The following is a 16,392-nucleotide window of genomic DNA, read 5'->3' on the forward strand; positions in this document are numbered from 1 at the left end:
GTTAATTACTTGTACAAAGGTCCGTAAGTTTCGCAAGCACGATAATCGGCACCTTCTTTATCCATTCCAAAGGCACTCCATACAGCCGGACGGAATACATCTTCTTTATCCACATTGTGCATTGAAATAGGGATACGTAGCATTGATGCTAAGGTAATTATATCAGCTCCAATATGTCCATAGCTAATTGCTCCATGATTAGCTCCCCAGTTATTCATAACAGAATATACATCTTTGAAATTAGAGTCTTCTGTTAAACGAGGCACAAACCAGGTTGTAGGCCAGCCTTTATCGGTTCTGTCATCTAATACTTTGTGAATTGTAGGATCAATATCTACTGTCCATCCCTCAGCTATTTGAAGTACAGGGCCAAGTCCTTTAATTAAATTCAGACGAGCCATAGTACAAGGCATACCTCCTTTTGTTAGGAATTTTGAAGAATAGCCACCCCCTCTGAAATATTCGCGGTTGGCAGGCATCCAAGTAGTTGCATCAAGGCAAGCTTTGGCTTCTACTTCGCTAATATCCCAAAATGCTTTCATTGCTGGATTACCATTTTTATCTGATTGCTGACCTGAACCATCTAATGTTGCAGCACCCGAGTTTATCAAGTGAATCATACCATTAGCTGCTACTCCTTCGAGTTTCTTGCCTGTAACACGTTCTACAGCCTCAGGACTCCAATAAGTACGAACATCGGCAAATATTTGAGCTGTGTTGGTTAATAAATAACTGAATAGCATTACCGTTCCATTTAAAGCATCATTTTCTGTTGCTAACATATATGGAGCGCGAATACCTGTCCAGTCAAAAGATGAATTAAGAATTGCTTCTGCAAAGTCTCCGTTCGGATAAAAATCAGTCCATTGGCGTTGACCTTGAAATCCTGCTGCAATAGCATTATGACCAAGTGCTTCTTCTCCAAACCCCATTTCTTTAAGTTTAGGATTGCCCACCATCAAATCTCTGACAATGATAGCCATCTTTACAACAAACTCCCAGTCTGTATCTTTTCCGGCTCTGTCTTTTATTAAGTCTTTTCGGTTGATAATATCTTCGCCTTCTTTACAATTGGCTTTAGCCCAAGCTAATGCTTTTTCGTATTCGTCTTTATCGTATATACCTTCTGTCATACGGCGAATTATTTCCACTTCGTCGATGCCTTCGCAACGCATACCTAAATAATCTTCGAAGAAGTCTGGACTCACAATTGACCCTGCAATACCCATACATACAGCACCTATTGATAGGTATGATTTACCTTTCATAGTAGCTACTGCCATTCCGGAACGGGCAAAGCGTAATAGTTTTTCGGTAACATCTTTTGGAATAGAAGTGTCTGATGATTCTTGAACATCGTGACCATATATGCCAAATGCAGGTAATCCTTTTTGTGCATGTCCGGCTAAAACAGCTGCTAAATACACAGCTCCGGGACGCTCTGTTCCATTAAATCCCCAAACAGCTTTAACTGTATGCGGATCCATATCCATAGTCTCACTACCGTAACACCAACAAGGGGTAACGGTAATAGTAACGCCTACACCTTCTTTTCTGAATTTTTCTGCACAAGCAGCACTTTCGGGTACACGACCTATTGTAGAGTCTGCAATTACACATTGTACAGGAGTACCATCGGGGTATTTTAAATTATCAGCTATTAATGTAGCTACACTTTTGGCCATGTTCATTGTTTGAACTTCCAACGATTCACGTACACCACCCATACGACCATCTATAGTTGGGCGTATTCCGATCTTAGGCCATTCTCCTTGAAATCTGTTTTTCTTCATGATAATTATTATATAAGATTAAAGTGAGGTCTCATATGTATTTGCATAAAGCACAATAACCAGAGACTGTTATAATTGTAAGGTTTAATAATAAAGAATTGGTATTACTTATATGACAAATATATGTTTAAGATATTACAATCGCTTTCACTATTTCGACAGACGACTAATACAATATCGATATTCTAATATTTTAATTATATGTTATTAATTATATATAAGTATATTTACACATTCTTGGTATGATATTAAAACGATATGCCATATGCTTAAATCGAATGAAGATCTTAGCCTTATTTTGCTTAACGTTGGTTATTCTGAACTGAATGCAAACTGGAATTGGAAAAATGTACACAGTCCTTTTGCTCGTATATATTATGTAAAAGAGGGAAAAGCCAGAACTAAGATTGGTGATAAAACATATATTTTAGAACCTGGTTATTTGTATTTAACACCTCCCTTTACTTTACACGATAACGAATGCGACAGCTATTTCTCGCTATACTATATCCATTTCTATGAAAAGGTATTAAACAAGGAGTCCATATTTGATAAATACGATTTTCCGATAGAGATAGAAGCTTCTTCTTTGGATTTATTATTAACACAGCGGTTATTGGAAATAAATCCTGATAGGTATTTACATCATTTCGACCCGAAATTGTACGATAATCCTCCTATATTCTCTCAGTATATAGCAAACAACAATAAGATGGCTTTACATTCGAATATTGAGACACAGGGCATTCTTTATATGCTGATGTCGAAATTTCTCGAATTGATAAAAATGAAATCGAACAATAAGGATATCCGCATTAATAAAAGCCTCCTTCATATACACGAAAATATAGATAAAGATGTTTCTATTGATCAATTAGCAAGTATAGCCTGTATAACAGAAGATCATTTCATTCGTTTGTTCAAGAAAGAGATGAACTGTACACCAACTAGATATATCAATTTAAAGAAAATGGAAAAAGCTCAGTTATTTCTATTGACTACGGATATGTCCATCAGAAATATTGCTTTTGATCTATCAATAGATAATATATCGTATTTCAATAGGATATTTAAACAGCATACAGGAAAAACTCCTACCCAGTATAGAGAGGAATACAATAGGTAACAAAGAGAGCCGACTATAATTGTCGACTCTCTTAGTATATATCTAAAAAACGAGTATCAAAAGACTTCAATTACATCTTTTTTTCTATTTTCTGGAGTTACTTTCAATAAAGTTATTTCACCATTTTCAAGTTTACATTCTACAGTTGTATTGTAAGGTGCATGAAGTTTAAAATGTACATCCCACGATTTATCCCATGTTGGGAGAAGTAATATTCGTTCTTCGTCTGTTTGAAGTAACATCTCTTGTAAAGCAATCATTCCACTTCCTCCCCAATTGTGATCGGGAGTCCAATCGTAACCAGGCCCCCAGAATGCAGGAAAGCGTGTATTAGCACTTTCGAGCTTATTTGTGACTAATTCCTTTGCTTCATTAATTAAACCGAGCCTAGCCGCCCAAATGGCATCTTGTTTCCATCCAACATGACTTCTGAATTTTATAACATCGTTATCATATTTCCATGTGTTGAGAGCAATATCTAAATTGGGTTTGCCTACTCCATAAATACCCCAAGGGAAAACAGGGTATAATTGGGGCGTTTCAACATTATTAACTCGCTCCCATAGCCAAGCAGGCGAGATGGTAGTATGTCCGTCAATTTCACGTGTACGAATTTCAGGGATTCTAGTTAAAAACTCCTTGAAATATTTACTCTTAATAGTATCAGACTGTATTTGGGGTAACTCTAATAAACGAGAACTAACAGTTTGTAGTGCTGCGACTGTAGATGCTGCATTATAAGCCATTTTATAAGTCTCGCAAGCCGACCCCGGATAAAGGACTAATTTCCCTTGCTCATCCAATGCTTTTCGTCCTCGTTGTTTTGCCAGATATTGATAATGCTCATCAAAGAAACGAAGTGTACTTTCTATAAGCGGTAAATATGTCGAAATATCTTTATCTGTATATCTTTCAGTTTCGAGAATCATAAAGCAAAATTCGAGAGCTGTATCCCATTGATATTCTAGCCAAGCATTGTATTCCATTCCTTTATCGTACGATTCGGGACGTTTCCAACCATATTCACTCGGGTTGGGTAATCCGAAGTTTTCAATTTGTTCCGTAAAACAAGCTCCCTCATGCCCCCAATAGGTTTTGCTTCTTAGTTCTGCTGTGGTAAGTATACGATTGTAGAAATCAAACTGAGGTTTCATCATATCCGTATCACCACTTCGTAACATAGAAAAGTAAACTAACCGCTGATTTTGAGCAGTATGCGTTCCACCTCCCCATTTTCTGAAATCGGGTGTAAAATTTAAAGTACTGTCTGTATGAACAGGATCATAAGTAAATAATCCTCCATTGAATTTAGTAGGATATTTTCCGTAAGCATTGCATCCGAGCATATAGCGAAAAAGCTGATAGTTACGGGCTATTTCGAAACCTTTACTCTCTTTTTTCTCAGATTGAACATGTATGAAACTTTTATCCCAAAAAGCTTTCCACCAGATTTTATTCTTTGCTAAATCAGATACAATAGGCTTATAAAGATTACTCTTCCAATCATCAATATTCTCTGTTTGTTCTGTATGCAGCTTTATTTTTATCTGAGCATTTTTAGTTGGTTTATTACTCTCTAATTTCCATGCCTTATAATCGGTATCGGCATAAATACCTATTGATATATCGGATGCTTTAAAATTTTTAGCTTCAAGAACTCCACCGAAAGTAAGATTTTTTATTGGGTTAAACATTTCAGATTTAACTGCTTCTAATCCTTGTTGCTGAACAACTACATCAAAGAGAGTTTGCTTATCATTTTGATGAAAAAATAAAATCTTATCCCTTTCAAATTGAATTTCGTCTTTCTTTGTAACCAGATCTTTGGATGCTGCCCATTTATAAGAATTCTGATTACTTTCGTTTTTTCTCAATAATCTGTCTTGATAACGCCAATTTTCATAAAAGACTTCCACTTTTAGATTTTGGTTGTTAGAAATGTCTACATTAATAACAGGATTAAAAACATCTGCCCAAATACGAATGTCTGATGAAATGGTATTATTTTTTCCTTTGATAATAATATGTCCTTCTTCAAGTTTTAATTCCTGACTAAAGTCATTCCCATCAAAAGGGTTCGGGGTAAGTCTTACTCTTACTCGTCCTAATTTCAATAAAGTATTGTTTTCATCAAAAGTACCGCTGCGTGAAAAGTAAAAGAGTATATCTCCATTTTCTACCCAAACATTCATTCCTATATCTCCACCTCCACAAGGCATACTCTCCGAAGAATTTTTACTAGGACTATGCCATACAATATTGTAATCTGAAATATTCTGAGCCATTGATTGAACGACCCAGAACATCAAAAAGAATATGATTGATATAAAATATTTATTGCTATATCTCATAGTTATATTTCTATGCTTACTAAATCAATATAAAACGTTGAAACTTTGCCTCTTTTTATTTATCCCAATTATCGGTTCTAAAAGAGGATAGGGGGAGTCCTTCTGTACTGAAGAGATCTCCTACAACAAAATCTTTGAAAGCATATCTTACAGCAACAGGTTTGTTAACTTTATCGGATGACACTTCTACTTTGCTTCGCTTAATTTCTGCTTTAGCGGGATAGAAAATTTTGTCTGCTCCTGCTATTTCAAATTGTTTTAATTCCTGACCATATGAAGAAAGCCACATGGGAGCATTCTCAAACGAAAGTATAGCTTTGTTATCTTCTATTTGTATTTCTTCGAAAGTCGGGCTTTCGTAAGCGAAACCTGTCATTCCGTAAGTTTTTCCGAGAGCCATCATAGCTAGTCGTTCACCGCCTATTTCTTTATTTCGTGGGTGGATGCACTTTTCTTCTCCTATGTCCATTAATACAACCATTCCCGAATTAGGAATTATCTGAGCCGATTTATATTGTGCTTCTCTCAAAAACGCAGAGTTAAATTTGCCTCCCTGCTTTTCGACCGGAGCGATAGAAGCATAGTTATAAGGGGCTATCTGGCAAAAGTAAAATGGAAATTCGCCTTGTCCCCATATTTTACGCCATTCGCCAATCATTTTTTCAAAAAGAAGAGGGTATTGATCCGGTCTTTCATAGTTAGATTCGCCCTGATACCAGATAGATCCTTTAATAGTATATCCTGCTATAGGGTTAATCATACTATTGTATAGTAAAATTGGAGTGCGGTTAGGTATTTTCATATCCTCCTCCGATGTTGGTAGTTTTATATCCTTGAAATCTTTGAGCATGTCTTTACTCATCCATGCTTCAATCCACGAACCTCCCCATGCAGAGAGAATCAACCCGACGGGAACATCCAGCATCTCATTTAATAATCTGCCGTAATAATAGCCTGTGGCACTGAATTCTTTTACAGTTTCGGGAGTTGCCTCCGTCCACTCTCCGATAATATCGTCCTGAGCGTTTAAAGAAGATGCTCGCTTAACTGTGATCAACCGTATATTCTTATTTTTAGATTTTAAAATACTTTCATTACCTCTTAAAACAGGTTGATTCTTAAATCCTTTCATGGGCATTTCCATATTCGATTGCCCCGAACAAAGCCATACTTCGCCCACCAATACGTTCTCAAAATTTATACTGTTTTTTGTATCTGATACAGAGATGGTATAAATCTGATAACTTGCTGTAGGAGTAGTGATTCTCAAATCCCATTTTCCTGAGTTATCAGTCTTTGTTGTGTATTTCTGCTTTGTCCATGATGCAATAACAGTAATGGTTTGATTCTTATCTGCCGATCCCCATATTTTCACTTCTGTATTTTGTTGAAGCATCATATTATTACCGAATATGGCAGGTAGCTTTAATTCTGCTTTTATGGATAAAACAATGAATAATAATAGCATTGAAAGAAATATCTTTTTCATAGTATATCTTTTTGTGAATTTCTATAGTCTAAATAATAAATGGGCTTTATTTTAATTTTAATATGGTAGCTTCTCCTATAAGTCCGCTTTTTACCAATTTCTTTTCAGCCATACGGTAACGGGCATTTGTCCATATCTTTTTGCTTTCATCCTTTTCTGCGTCAAAATCTTCATCACCCATAATACGATTTGCCCATGTATTAACTACAGATATTTCGAGTGTATTTTCACCGTCTTTGACAGCTCCTGTAATCTCTGTGAGATAAGGTTTTGTCCAGATAGTACCACAAGATTTGCCGTTTATTTTTACCTCTGCAAGATTATAGACCTCATCCAGTTGCAGATAGTAACGTGTTGATTTTTCAAGTGTAAGGTTAAAATTATTTATATAAACAGCAGTACCGGAATAATAGCGGATACGGTCATCCTTATGTGTACTCCAATCGGTCAATTTATTAAATATAACCCTTTCTTTCGATCCACGAGATTTTTCATCGAACTGTACTTGCCAAGGACTTTTAATTTTCAGACCCGAAATTCGGGTAAGTTTAGATTGATTCTTTTTCTCATTTGTTGGAGTTTGAAGTACAATAAAAGTGGATTCATTTGTATCTAAATGAAGCTTTATATTAGTCCTGTTATTTTGCATTTCCCAATCAATATCAGTGTTAATTTCTCCATTTACAGGATTCCATAATTCAGGTATGCGACCTGTGACACGCAATGAGATATCGATTTGACGTGGAAAATCTTGCTGATTAGATACGAAATAAATATCTATACCATCCCCCTGTCTATGAGTATAAGCAACATCTTTTGCGTATTTAGAATTGGTCTCAGTTACAATAAAGTCACGTTCGATCCCTATGGGGGCGAATGTTTCCTGCGTATAGGGAAGCCTGATAAAGTTATCATTACCCCATACAATTTTTTGACTATTATCTTTATAGCTTAATGTTTCGTGTGGAAGATCATCACCTATTAGAATTGTTGCTCCTTTAGTAGAGAATTCCTTAATTTTATTTGCGACTTCTATCGACATACGTTCGGGATTGGGTTGCATCGGATGTTTTCCGGGAATAACCAGTGCTCCATAACTCATACCATTAGGGAGAACTATTCGCCCGTCTTCTACTTTTGCCGAATTGAGAAGTACATCAGGATTGAAACTATCATAATGATAGCCTCTGAGTGCATTCACCCAATTTTCGGAGTTAGTAATATTTGATGAATGATTTACCCCTACAGGCATTTGACGGGTTGGTTCGCCTACATTTGCCAAACGTTTTTTTTCTAACTCTACTTTTTCTTCTCCGAAGATTCCCGGTAAGAAAGGAACTAGTCTGTCGGGAAGAATTGCCCTGCGGGGAAGTTCTTCTCCCATAAATACAGCTATATCCACCACTGGCTTGCCAAACTGTAGTAATGCCTGACAACGTTGTGCATAGTCTACCCATGCTTTTCCCAATTTCCACCAAGTTTGGTCACGCTGAAAGTATAAACCAATACCATCTAAAGTCATACCCGGTTGGCGGTCGAGCCAAGGATTCAGAACATTTACGTGATAACTCAAGCGATTGATACCTAATGCATAATGTCGGTCTTGTAAAGTCTTGAGCATAGCAGGATGTTCATCGAACATGGTTCTGAGTTGGGTAAAAGACTCTGCCTGAATTATGTTTTTCTCATAGATATGTCCTCCTGAAATGGCATCGAGTACATCGTTTGGCTTGTCATGTGTAGGACTTTGTAACCAATATTCACCCATAGGAAGATCTGTGTTTTTATAATGCATTACACCGTCGCTCATCATAGTTGGCGATACACATTCGGCACTAAATTGGGCACCTTTTGCATTGGCTTCTTCCTTCAATACAGCATAAAATTTGTCTACAACTAATTCCGATATTGTTTGTCTGACATCGTATAATATACGTTCCGAATTTTCTGTATTTTCTATCGGAATACCAGCCATAACAGGCAGATATGGTAGTATGTCATAACCTCTTCGTATTTTAAATTCATCCCGAAAATTAGATGACCAATTTTGACTGCCACATTCCCAGCTATCAACATGAAAGACTTTCAATACACGTGATGCTAAATCTTCGCCTGCTATTTCTACTGCTTTGCCAAACCATGAATTAAATTGCAAACGGATGGCTTCGGGATTGAACTTATCACATTCCAATCCGGCTCCTTTACCGCCTGTCGCATTAGTATGCCCAGTCGAAGTATGTCCCATGCGGAGTATTGTCCAGTTTCCTTTCGGAGCTTTCCAATTGAGTTTACCATCTTTATCTACGTATTGAGATATATCTATTAATTGTTTAGGGTTAATACATAATTCGCTTGTTATTTGATCGTTGGTTGTACGTGGACTCATCCTCCATACCTGTGCACTTTTGCCTTCATATTGATGTATGCGCGCTTCAGAAGATAATAAGATGCCTTTTATCTTTAAAGACTGTTTCCATTTGGCAGCATCCAAATCCTCTGATCCGGGTTCTGTTCCCGATTTATCATATAGAAAACGGAAATAACGGGCGGTAGTTGTGGGTATACTATTCGTCATAGGGAAATCATCGTTTTGCCATCCCTGACGCGGAGGTGCTAGTTGTACTATTTTTTGAAAATTTACTCCATCATCACTTGCCTCAATAGTAAGTCGTTGCACTTGAAAGCTTCGGGGAGGAGCTTGTACTTGTATTGTTCGACATGTAAACGGTTTCTCGAATGCATATTGTATCCAACAAGGTGATTCGCTACGGAAAGTTTCAGTACTGTTTTTATCTACTAAAAATTGTGGATCAATGTCAGGAACATTCGCTGTTACTTTAGGTTTTACAGTTTCTGTCGAAATTCCTTCTCCTTGTAGGGTAGGATAGGCAAATACAGCAATGTCTTTGTAATATCCTTTGTAGCTTTCGGGTTGAGGAAGTATCTGATTGATTTTGGCTCCACCATTTACATTTACTTTGCTCCATACTACCTTCTGCATGGATAATTCGGGTGTAATCCAAGGACCTCCGGCTAAAGCAAATCCGTCACAGATATGGAATCCTATTTTCACACCTACACGATCGGCTTCCTTAAAAGCAAATTCTACCATTTCCCACCAAAGGGGGCTGAGTTGCTCCACTATAGGGGTGACAAAAGGTTTTTCAGGAACACCTTTTATTGGCATGAGGTATGCACCTGCTATTCCTATTTCTTTCATTGCTTCTATATCGGCGGTGATTCCTTCTTTTGAAACAGCTCCCTGCATCCAATACCAAAACACCCACGATTTGGATTTTTCGGGAGGAGATGTCCATAATTTCCGTAAGTCCTGTGCATAGCTCAGATTCAGATTGAGCCAGCATATGAAACAGAATAAAAGTATTTTCTTCATAATTTTATTTAGAATCGAATTTTAAATAAATACTACCTTGTTGTAGACCTGTGACCCATTGAGCTTGCGAAGAGGGACCAACTAAATCTGTCGAATTTACTTTATTACGGACGGCAGGAATCACTTTTAATACAGAGATTCCACTCTGAGGAATAGTATATAATAATACATCACGTCCATCACGAGGTGCATAAACTCCCAAGTAGTTATTTTCGTTAGTATTGCCTAAGCTGATAATACCCTCACTAGTATTTATGTCTGCCCATTTCCAATTGTTGAAATAACCTTTAAATTCAGGATAAATAAATGATTCTCCGGGAATAGGATCATTATAATCGTTCTCCCATATTCCGAAGTTAGTACCATGTATACGGTTTTGCCATACTCGATAAGGACCTTCGCCTAACCATCGCTTAGATATTACTTGATTTTCGGGGTAATCAAATTTTATACCCACCAATTCTACGACTCCTTCATACTGATAGCTATAATCTAAACGGATATTTCCATCTGATTTGATAACCCAATGTGCTTGACGCATGTTTCCGAAATAATCGGCAGTAATAGTGATACTGTCTGACGTACTCTTAAATGTAAAATTAGTCAGCTTGTTTTCGCCCGAGATATCATTGTAAATACGTTCTTTGCTTCGTGCTTCGGGATCATCATGATTATAGAAAACATCCATCGAACGATCGCCACGGCGAGCTGCTATAAAGCGAGGACCATTGCCAAAAGATATGTCTTTGTTATTCTGTTTTACAGAACTTAATTCTCCGGTTCTCTTATTAAAGGATAATAGAGTTGAGCCTGTTGTTACAATAAGTTTATCAGTTTCTTCTTTTACTGATAAGTTGTTTTTTTCTTTAGAGAACGAATAATACTCGCTAGGGTTTTTCCATTGCCAATCCCATGTCCAAAGTTCCTCATCGGTTGGACTGTATGCGGTCAAATATAAAGCATCTGAATTTTTCCAATCAGATGGAAGATTTACTTTTAATGTACCCGAAACATGAGGAACAATATTACTACCTTTTAGTTCTCCGGTTTTAATTACTCTTTCCTGATTATCAAATGACTTAAGTTTCCATACAAAACGACAATCTTTAATATTGGTAAAGTCATATCTATTTTCGACTGTAAATGTACCATCAAAATTATCGGGTAGGGTAGTATTCGTTATTTGTATAGGTGACCATATTTGTTTTACGGTATAAAAACTTCCTTCTTTTTCGTGATGAGGGCCTACAATACCATCTGCGCCATAATTACCAACATTATCGATACGTCCGTTCTGATCGGTTCTTACGACTCCTTCATCAGCAAACATCCAGATAAAACCACCTGCACAGCGAGGGTGTTTACGCATCATTTCCCAATAATCCCAAAGTCCTGCACCTGCTCCACCATCATATAAACCATGAAGAAATTCGGTAGGCATAAAAATTTCGGGTAAACGCATATATTCCTGACTTTCACCATAGGAACGATAATGCATAGTTTCAAATCCTCCAAAATTTTTCTGTGGATGTAAAACAGGTCTTTTTTGAGGATCGAGCGGAGCAAACTCTTTGTCTATTTCAAGATTGTGACCTCCTTCGTTACCATTGGCCCACCATGTTACAGATGGATGGTTTACATCTCTTTTGACCATTTCGTGAATAAGTTTAGTGCCTACATTGCTGTCGTATTTTCCGTGCCATCCTGCAAGCTCTACCATCACGTATAAGCCCAATTCGTCGCATGCTTTTAAAAAGTCGGGGTCAGATGGATAATGAGACAGGCGAACAGCATTCATATTCATTTCTTTGATGAGTTTTACATCGTCATAATTATCTTTTTTACTCAGAGTTCTTCCTGTCTCGGGACGGAAGCTATGACGGTTAACTCCTTTTATCATAACTTTTTGACCGTTTACATATAAACCATCACTTGGACGAACTTCAATAGTACGGAAACCGAAGCGTTCAGTTACAGTATGCAGTACTTTGTTGTCTTGTATCAATGAAAACTTAACATAATACAGATTGGGCGTTTCGGGTGTCCATTTCTTTATATTATCGAATTTAGTCCTGATTATAGCTTTGTCTGAACCTCCTGAAATCGGAGTTTCTGTGCTTTTACCTATTGATTTACCGTTTATGTCGGTCAATTCGGCAACTACCTTAGTATTGTTGCCCATTGCTAAGCCTAGAAATACATCTGCATAGAAACTACCGTCTGCATCTGCATCAATTGCTGTACGATCGATGAATTGTGCAGGAAGTGCTTCTACAAATACAGGACGGAAAATGCCTCCAAAGTTCCAATAATCGGCACGTCTCTCAGCCATATTCACGCTGGGATTGGCAGATTCTTTACTAACAGTGAGTTCCAATACATTTTCTTTATCTCCAAAAAATATACGGTCGCTAACATCGCTCTTAAAGCGATAAAAAGCTCCTTGATGCAAATTACCACATCGACGACCATTGATTAGTGCTTCTACATCGGTCATCACTCCATCAAAAACAATACGTACAGTTCTGCCTTCCCATTCTTTGGGTAGTTTGAATTTGTATTTATATTTACCTTGTTCGTTTGCTATTCCCGGAGGATTGGCTTTGCCGTAAAAAGGCATTCCGTATTGATATGTACCGAAGCCTTGTAATTCCCAGCAGGATGGAACGGGAATAGTTGTCCATTTACCGCTATTACGTCCATCAGTACAGAAAAACTCCCAATCGACAGTATCATCCGACCCTGTGCCTGATAAATATTGTATGCCAGTTTCGGTAGGATGAAAAGACTGGACTTTATTTTGTGCATTTATACATTGTGAGGCCAAAATACCGCAGAATAGCATAAATTGGAATAAGAGGTTTCTTTTTTTCATAGTCTAATATAGAGTTCTATTGTTATTAAGGTCTCAGACCTTTTTATTACTTTCGAAAGCATTTCATTAAATACTTTTATCTACTTAATTTAGAGGTTTAATAACGAAATTTAATTCGTACGTTTTTTTCTCGATCGCATATTTCTTTAATACACCCGGTCCGCAACTACTGTTTCCTAAACCTAACATAATAGCATCAAGAGACAGTACTACTTCTTCTCTTGGTTTCAAAAGATAAGCATGGGTTGCAGCATCTAAATCTCCTGCTGTAAAATGTAATGCAGAGCCCGACATGGTTTCAGATAGGCGAGTCATGGAGATACCTTTTCCGTTTTTATCGGCTAGATTTATCCATTTTATCCCTTCTTTATTTCCTGTTTCTTGTGGATGAGGGTAAGGTATATATTGGTCTGTAACAGTACTTGAATATATACCAATGGGAGAACTTGTCTTACGATCCGAATAATTTTCGAAAGGACCATGACCATACCATTTTATATTTTCTAAATCAGAGTTTAAAGACATAACTACTCCTAATCGGGGTAATTCGGGTAAATCTCCCGATGGGATAAATTTATTATCGACATTAATACTTCCGTCACCATTTATTTTCCAGATACATTCATGTGTAAACTTTCCATTTTTAGAAAAACTTTCGGCAATGATTTTTATTTTGATGTATACACTGTTCTCTTCTATTATTTCAGCTGATTTTACTATTCGTTTTAAACTATCTAATCCTTGCTGTTTCCAGTCTTTAGCTAACCAATTACCAAAACCTTTGTCGTTATCAACAGGAGCACGGTATCCCTGAAAAATAGGAGCAGAAACTATCATTTCTTTTCCATTATATACAAGAGAAGATAAGCTTCCATTTTGTAAATCAAATATAGTCGAGAATCTTTTTCCTTGAACTTCAATTCTATCAGCATATTTATCAATTTTAGAGATAGGTGTCTTATCTATTAATACAGCTGCATCTTCTCTAATATCTAGATCAAATTGTTCAAAGCCTATTTCGAATCCTTTATCTGCCCAAAGAGTATTTTCTTTCAGATGAAAACTTATGCGTAACCAATAATCAGAATTTGGCTTAACTTTTATAGCTTGGATGGGGAGTTGTATATCACGTTTCGCTCCTGCCGCAATATTTAGATTAGGGATAACTCCTTTTTGGATAGTGTCTCCTTCTGTAATTATCTGCCACCTCATTTCATATTCATTAAGATCTATGTGATGATTGCGATTGTTTATATAGAACGATGCTTCATTTTTATTTAAAACCAAAGGCTCAATAAGTATAGGCTGATACACTTTTTTTACTTCAAAGTATTTAGGCGTAGTTTCTCGTTCTCCAAATACAATTCCGTTAAAGCAAAATGCTTTGAGGTTTGGTTTATCTCCGAAGTCTCCACCATAAGCCATAAAACGAATGCCGTTTGCATCCGTTTTGTATAGTCCTTGATCTACCCAATCCCATATAAATCCGCCTAACATTCGTTTATTAGAATAGATCTCATCCCAATACTCTTTAAAGTTGCCTAAAGCATTTCCCATAGCATGAGCGTATTCACTGGTAAGCACGGGGCGATTGTCAACAGTATCTTGTGCGATGCTCAGGAGTCTTTCCCAACGGGCATTTTCAGCACGTTCTTTGTCTTCTCCTTCTTTGATATTTGGATTGAGATATTCTTGCTGTACACGTGGATAAAAACGACTAATTACATCTACCGTTTTAGGGTCTGTGGGTGTACCTTGCGCTCCTTCATAATGAATAAATCGGGTAGGATCGAAGTCTTTCAGCCAAGCTGATATAGCGGCGAAATTAGGACCGTAACCAGCCTCATTTCCCATCGACCAACATATTATTGAAGGATAATTTTTGTCTCTCTCAGCCATTCTAACAGCTCTATCCATAAATGCGGCATGCCAAGAAGGATCGTTTGCCAGTTGCCCTCTTACACCATGTTCTTCTATATCGGCTTCGTCCATTACATACATTCCGTATTCGTTGCAGAGTTCATACCACTGTGTATTATTAGGATAATGAGATGTACGAACGGCATTTATATTAGCTTGCTTCATTAGAATAATATCCTGTTTCATTCTTTCGTAGCTAATGCTTCGACCTGTGGCAGGATCGTGTTCGTGACGGTTTACTCCCCGTAAGCGAATAGGGTTCCCATTCACTAAAACTTGACCACCTTTTATTTCTACGCTACGAAAACCGACTCGAGTACGAACCGTTTCAATGACTTCGTTTTTATCGTTTACGAGACTCAAAACTAAAGTATATAGGTTTGGTGTTTCGGCTGTCCATTTCAATGGATCAGATACATTCGCTTTCAACCATGCAAATTTAGCAGATCCACGCTGAGGAGCTCTATCGTTCATTATTGCCGCTTTATAATCGGCATTGAGTACGGGCAGGGCATCCTGTTTCAAAGCATCTGCAAATACAGGCTTGTTTTGTGCATCATACAATTGAGCTTCGATGTTCCAACCTTCGAGTTTATTTCCTTTATACGATTTCAGTTCGGGTTTTATTTGCAGGCTTGCATCTTTGTAGTCTTTGCCTAAAACAGTTCTCACCGCAAAATCCGATATACGGACATCGCTTGTCGAATATAGATATACTTCCCGATGAATGCCGCTTGTCCGCCACATGTCCTGATCTTCGAGATAACTGCCGTCGCACCAACGATAGACTTCTACTGCCAATTGATTTTTGCCTATCTGAACATAATCGGTTATATCAAATTCGGAGGGTTCCATACTTCCTTGGCTGTATCCTACTTTTTTGCCATTGACCCATACATAAAAAGCACTTTGTACCCCTGCAAAATGGATAAACGTGCGGCGACCATCCCAATTGGGCGGAAGATCGAACGAATGCCGATACGAGCCCACCGGGTTACGTTCTTTAAACGCCGTATAATCTGCTTTAGGTTCTCCCATTACACGGGGAGGGTCTATCTTAAAGGGGTAGCCGGCACTCACATAGATAGGTGTACCGTATCCCTGCATTTCCCAATTGGAGGGCACAGGAATAGTTTTCCACTGACTATCGTCAAAATTCGTTTGATAAAAATCCAACGGTCTTTTATCAGGGCTATCTACCCAATGAAATTTCCAGTTTCCGTTGAGTAACACAAAATAGGGTGATTTTTCCCTGTTGCCCGACAATGCTTGTTGAGTATCGGCAAAAGGAATAAAATCGGCTCTGGCATCTTCCCTGTTTATCTCCAGTACCGATAAGTTTTCCCAATCGGGTTTATCGTATTGTGCGAAACCCGAAAGTGCCGAGACCAGTAAAATGGCTATAATTAAAAATCTTTTCATCTCTTATCTTGTAACTTGTAAC

7 protein-coding genes are annotated in these 16,392 nt (G+C 37.6%); 1 reads left to right on the top strand and 6 read right to left on the bottom strand.

The window, feature by feature from the left end; translation table 11 throughout:
• Positions 1–5: 5 nt before the first annotated feature.
• Positions 6–1,793: an L-fucose isomerase gene (locus tag CLV62_RS08960; protein WP_110310446.1), complete on the bottom strand. Its 1,788-nt coding sequence runs from the start codon at positions 1,791–1,793 to the stop codon at positions 6–8.
• A gap of 265 nt (positions 1,794–2,058) precedes the next feature.
• On the opposite strand from CLV62_RS08960, the gene CLV62_RS08965 reads away from it, so the two are divergent.
• Positions 2,059–2,919, top strand: coding sequence for an AraC family transcriptional regulator (locus CLV62_RS08965; RefSeq protein ID WP_110310447.1), 861 nt, complete (start codon positions 2,059–2,061; stop codon positions 2,917–2,919).
• A 56-nt stretch (positions 2,920–2,975) separates the two neighbouring features.
• Here the strand turns inward: CLV62_RS08965 and CLV62_RS08970 are convergent, their stop codons facing one another.
• The 5 genes from CLV62_RS08970 to CLV62_RS08990 form a co-directional block, all read right to left on the bottom strand.
• Positions 2,976–5,225 (bottom strand): DUF5703 domain-containing protein, encoded by a 2,250-nt coding sequence (locus tag CLV62_RS08970; RefSeq protein ID WP_110310479.1) that lies wholly within the window; start codon positions 5,223–5,225, stop codon positions 2,976–2,978.
• A 100-nt stretch (positions 5,226–5,325) separates the two neighbouring features.
• Positions 5,326–6,759, bottom strand: a complete 1,434-nt coding sequence (locus CLV62_RS08975; protein WP_110310448.1) for a sialate O-acetylesterase — start codon at positions 6,757–6,759, stop codon at positions 5,326–5,328.
• Between the two features lie 46 nt (positions 6,760–6,805).
• Positions 6,806–10,153, bottom strand: coding sequence for a glycosyl hydrolase (locus CLV62_RS08980; protein WP_110310449.1), 3,348 nt, complete (start codon positions 10,151–10,153; stop codon positions 6,806–6,808).
• 4 nt (positions 10,154–10,157) lie between these two features.
• Positions 10,158–13,028: a glycoside hydrolase family 2 TIM barrel-domain containing protein gene (locus tag CLV62_RS08985; protein ID WP_245904059.1), complete on the bottom strand. Its 2,871-nt coding sequence runs from the start codon at positions 13,026–13,028 to the stop codon at positions 10,158–10,160.
• 84 nt (positions 13,029–13,112) lie between these two features.
• Positions 13,113–16,370: a glycoside hydrolase family 2 TIM barrel-domain containing protein gene (locus tag CLV62_RS08990; protein ID WP_110310450.1), complete on the bottom strand. Its 3,258-nt coding sequence runs from the start codon at positions 16,368–16,370 to the stop codon at positions 13,113–13,115.
• Between the last annotated feature and the right edge of the window lie 22 nt (positions 16,371–16,392).

The sequence above is a fragment of the Indolivaga alginatilytica genome (assembly GCF_003201355.1).
Classification (GTDB): Bacteria; Bacteroidota; Bacteroidia; order Bacteroidales; family Dysgonomonadaceae; genus Dysgonomonas_A; species Dysgonomonas_A alginatilytica.

Excerpts from the sequence above, each read along its gene's own strand:
- CLV62_RS08985 (WP_245904059.1), bottom strand. The coding sequence starts at position 13,028 with ATGAAAAAAAGAAACCTCTTATTCCAATTTATGCTATTCTGCGGTATT.
- CLV62_RS08970 (WP_110310479.1), bottom strand. The coding sequence starts at position 5,225 with ATGTTCTGGGTCGTTCAATCAATGGCTCAGAATATTTCAGATTACAAT.
- CLV62_RS08990 (WP_110310450.1), bottom strand. The coding sequence starts at position 16,370 with ATGAAAAGATTTTTAATTATAGCCATTTTACTGGTCTCGGCACTTTCG.
- CLV62_RS08960 (WP_110310446.1), bottom strand. The coding sequence starts at position 1,793 with ATGAAGAAAAACAGATTTCAAGGAGAATGGCCTAAGATCGGAATACGC.
- CLV62_RS08980 (WP_110310449.1), bottom strand. The coding sequence starts at position 10,153 with ATGAAGAAAATACTTTTATTCTGTTTCATATGCTGGCTCAATCTGAAT.
- CLV62_RS08965 (WP_110310447.1), top strand. The coding sequence starts at position 2,059 with ATGCTTAAATCGAATGAAGATCTTAGCCTTATTTTGCTTAACGTTGGT.
- CLV62_RS08975 (WP_110310448.1), bottom strand. The coding sequence starts at position 6,759 with ATGAAAAAGATATTTCTTTCAATGCTATTATTATTCATTGTTTTATCC.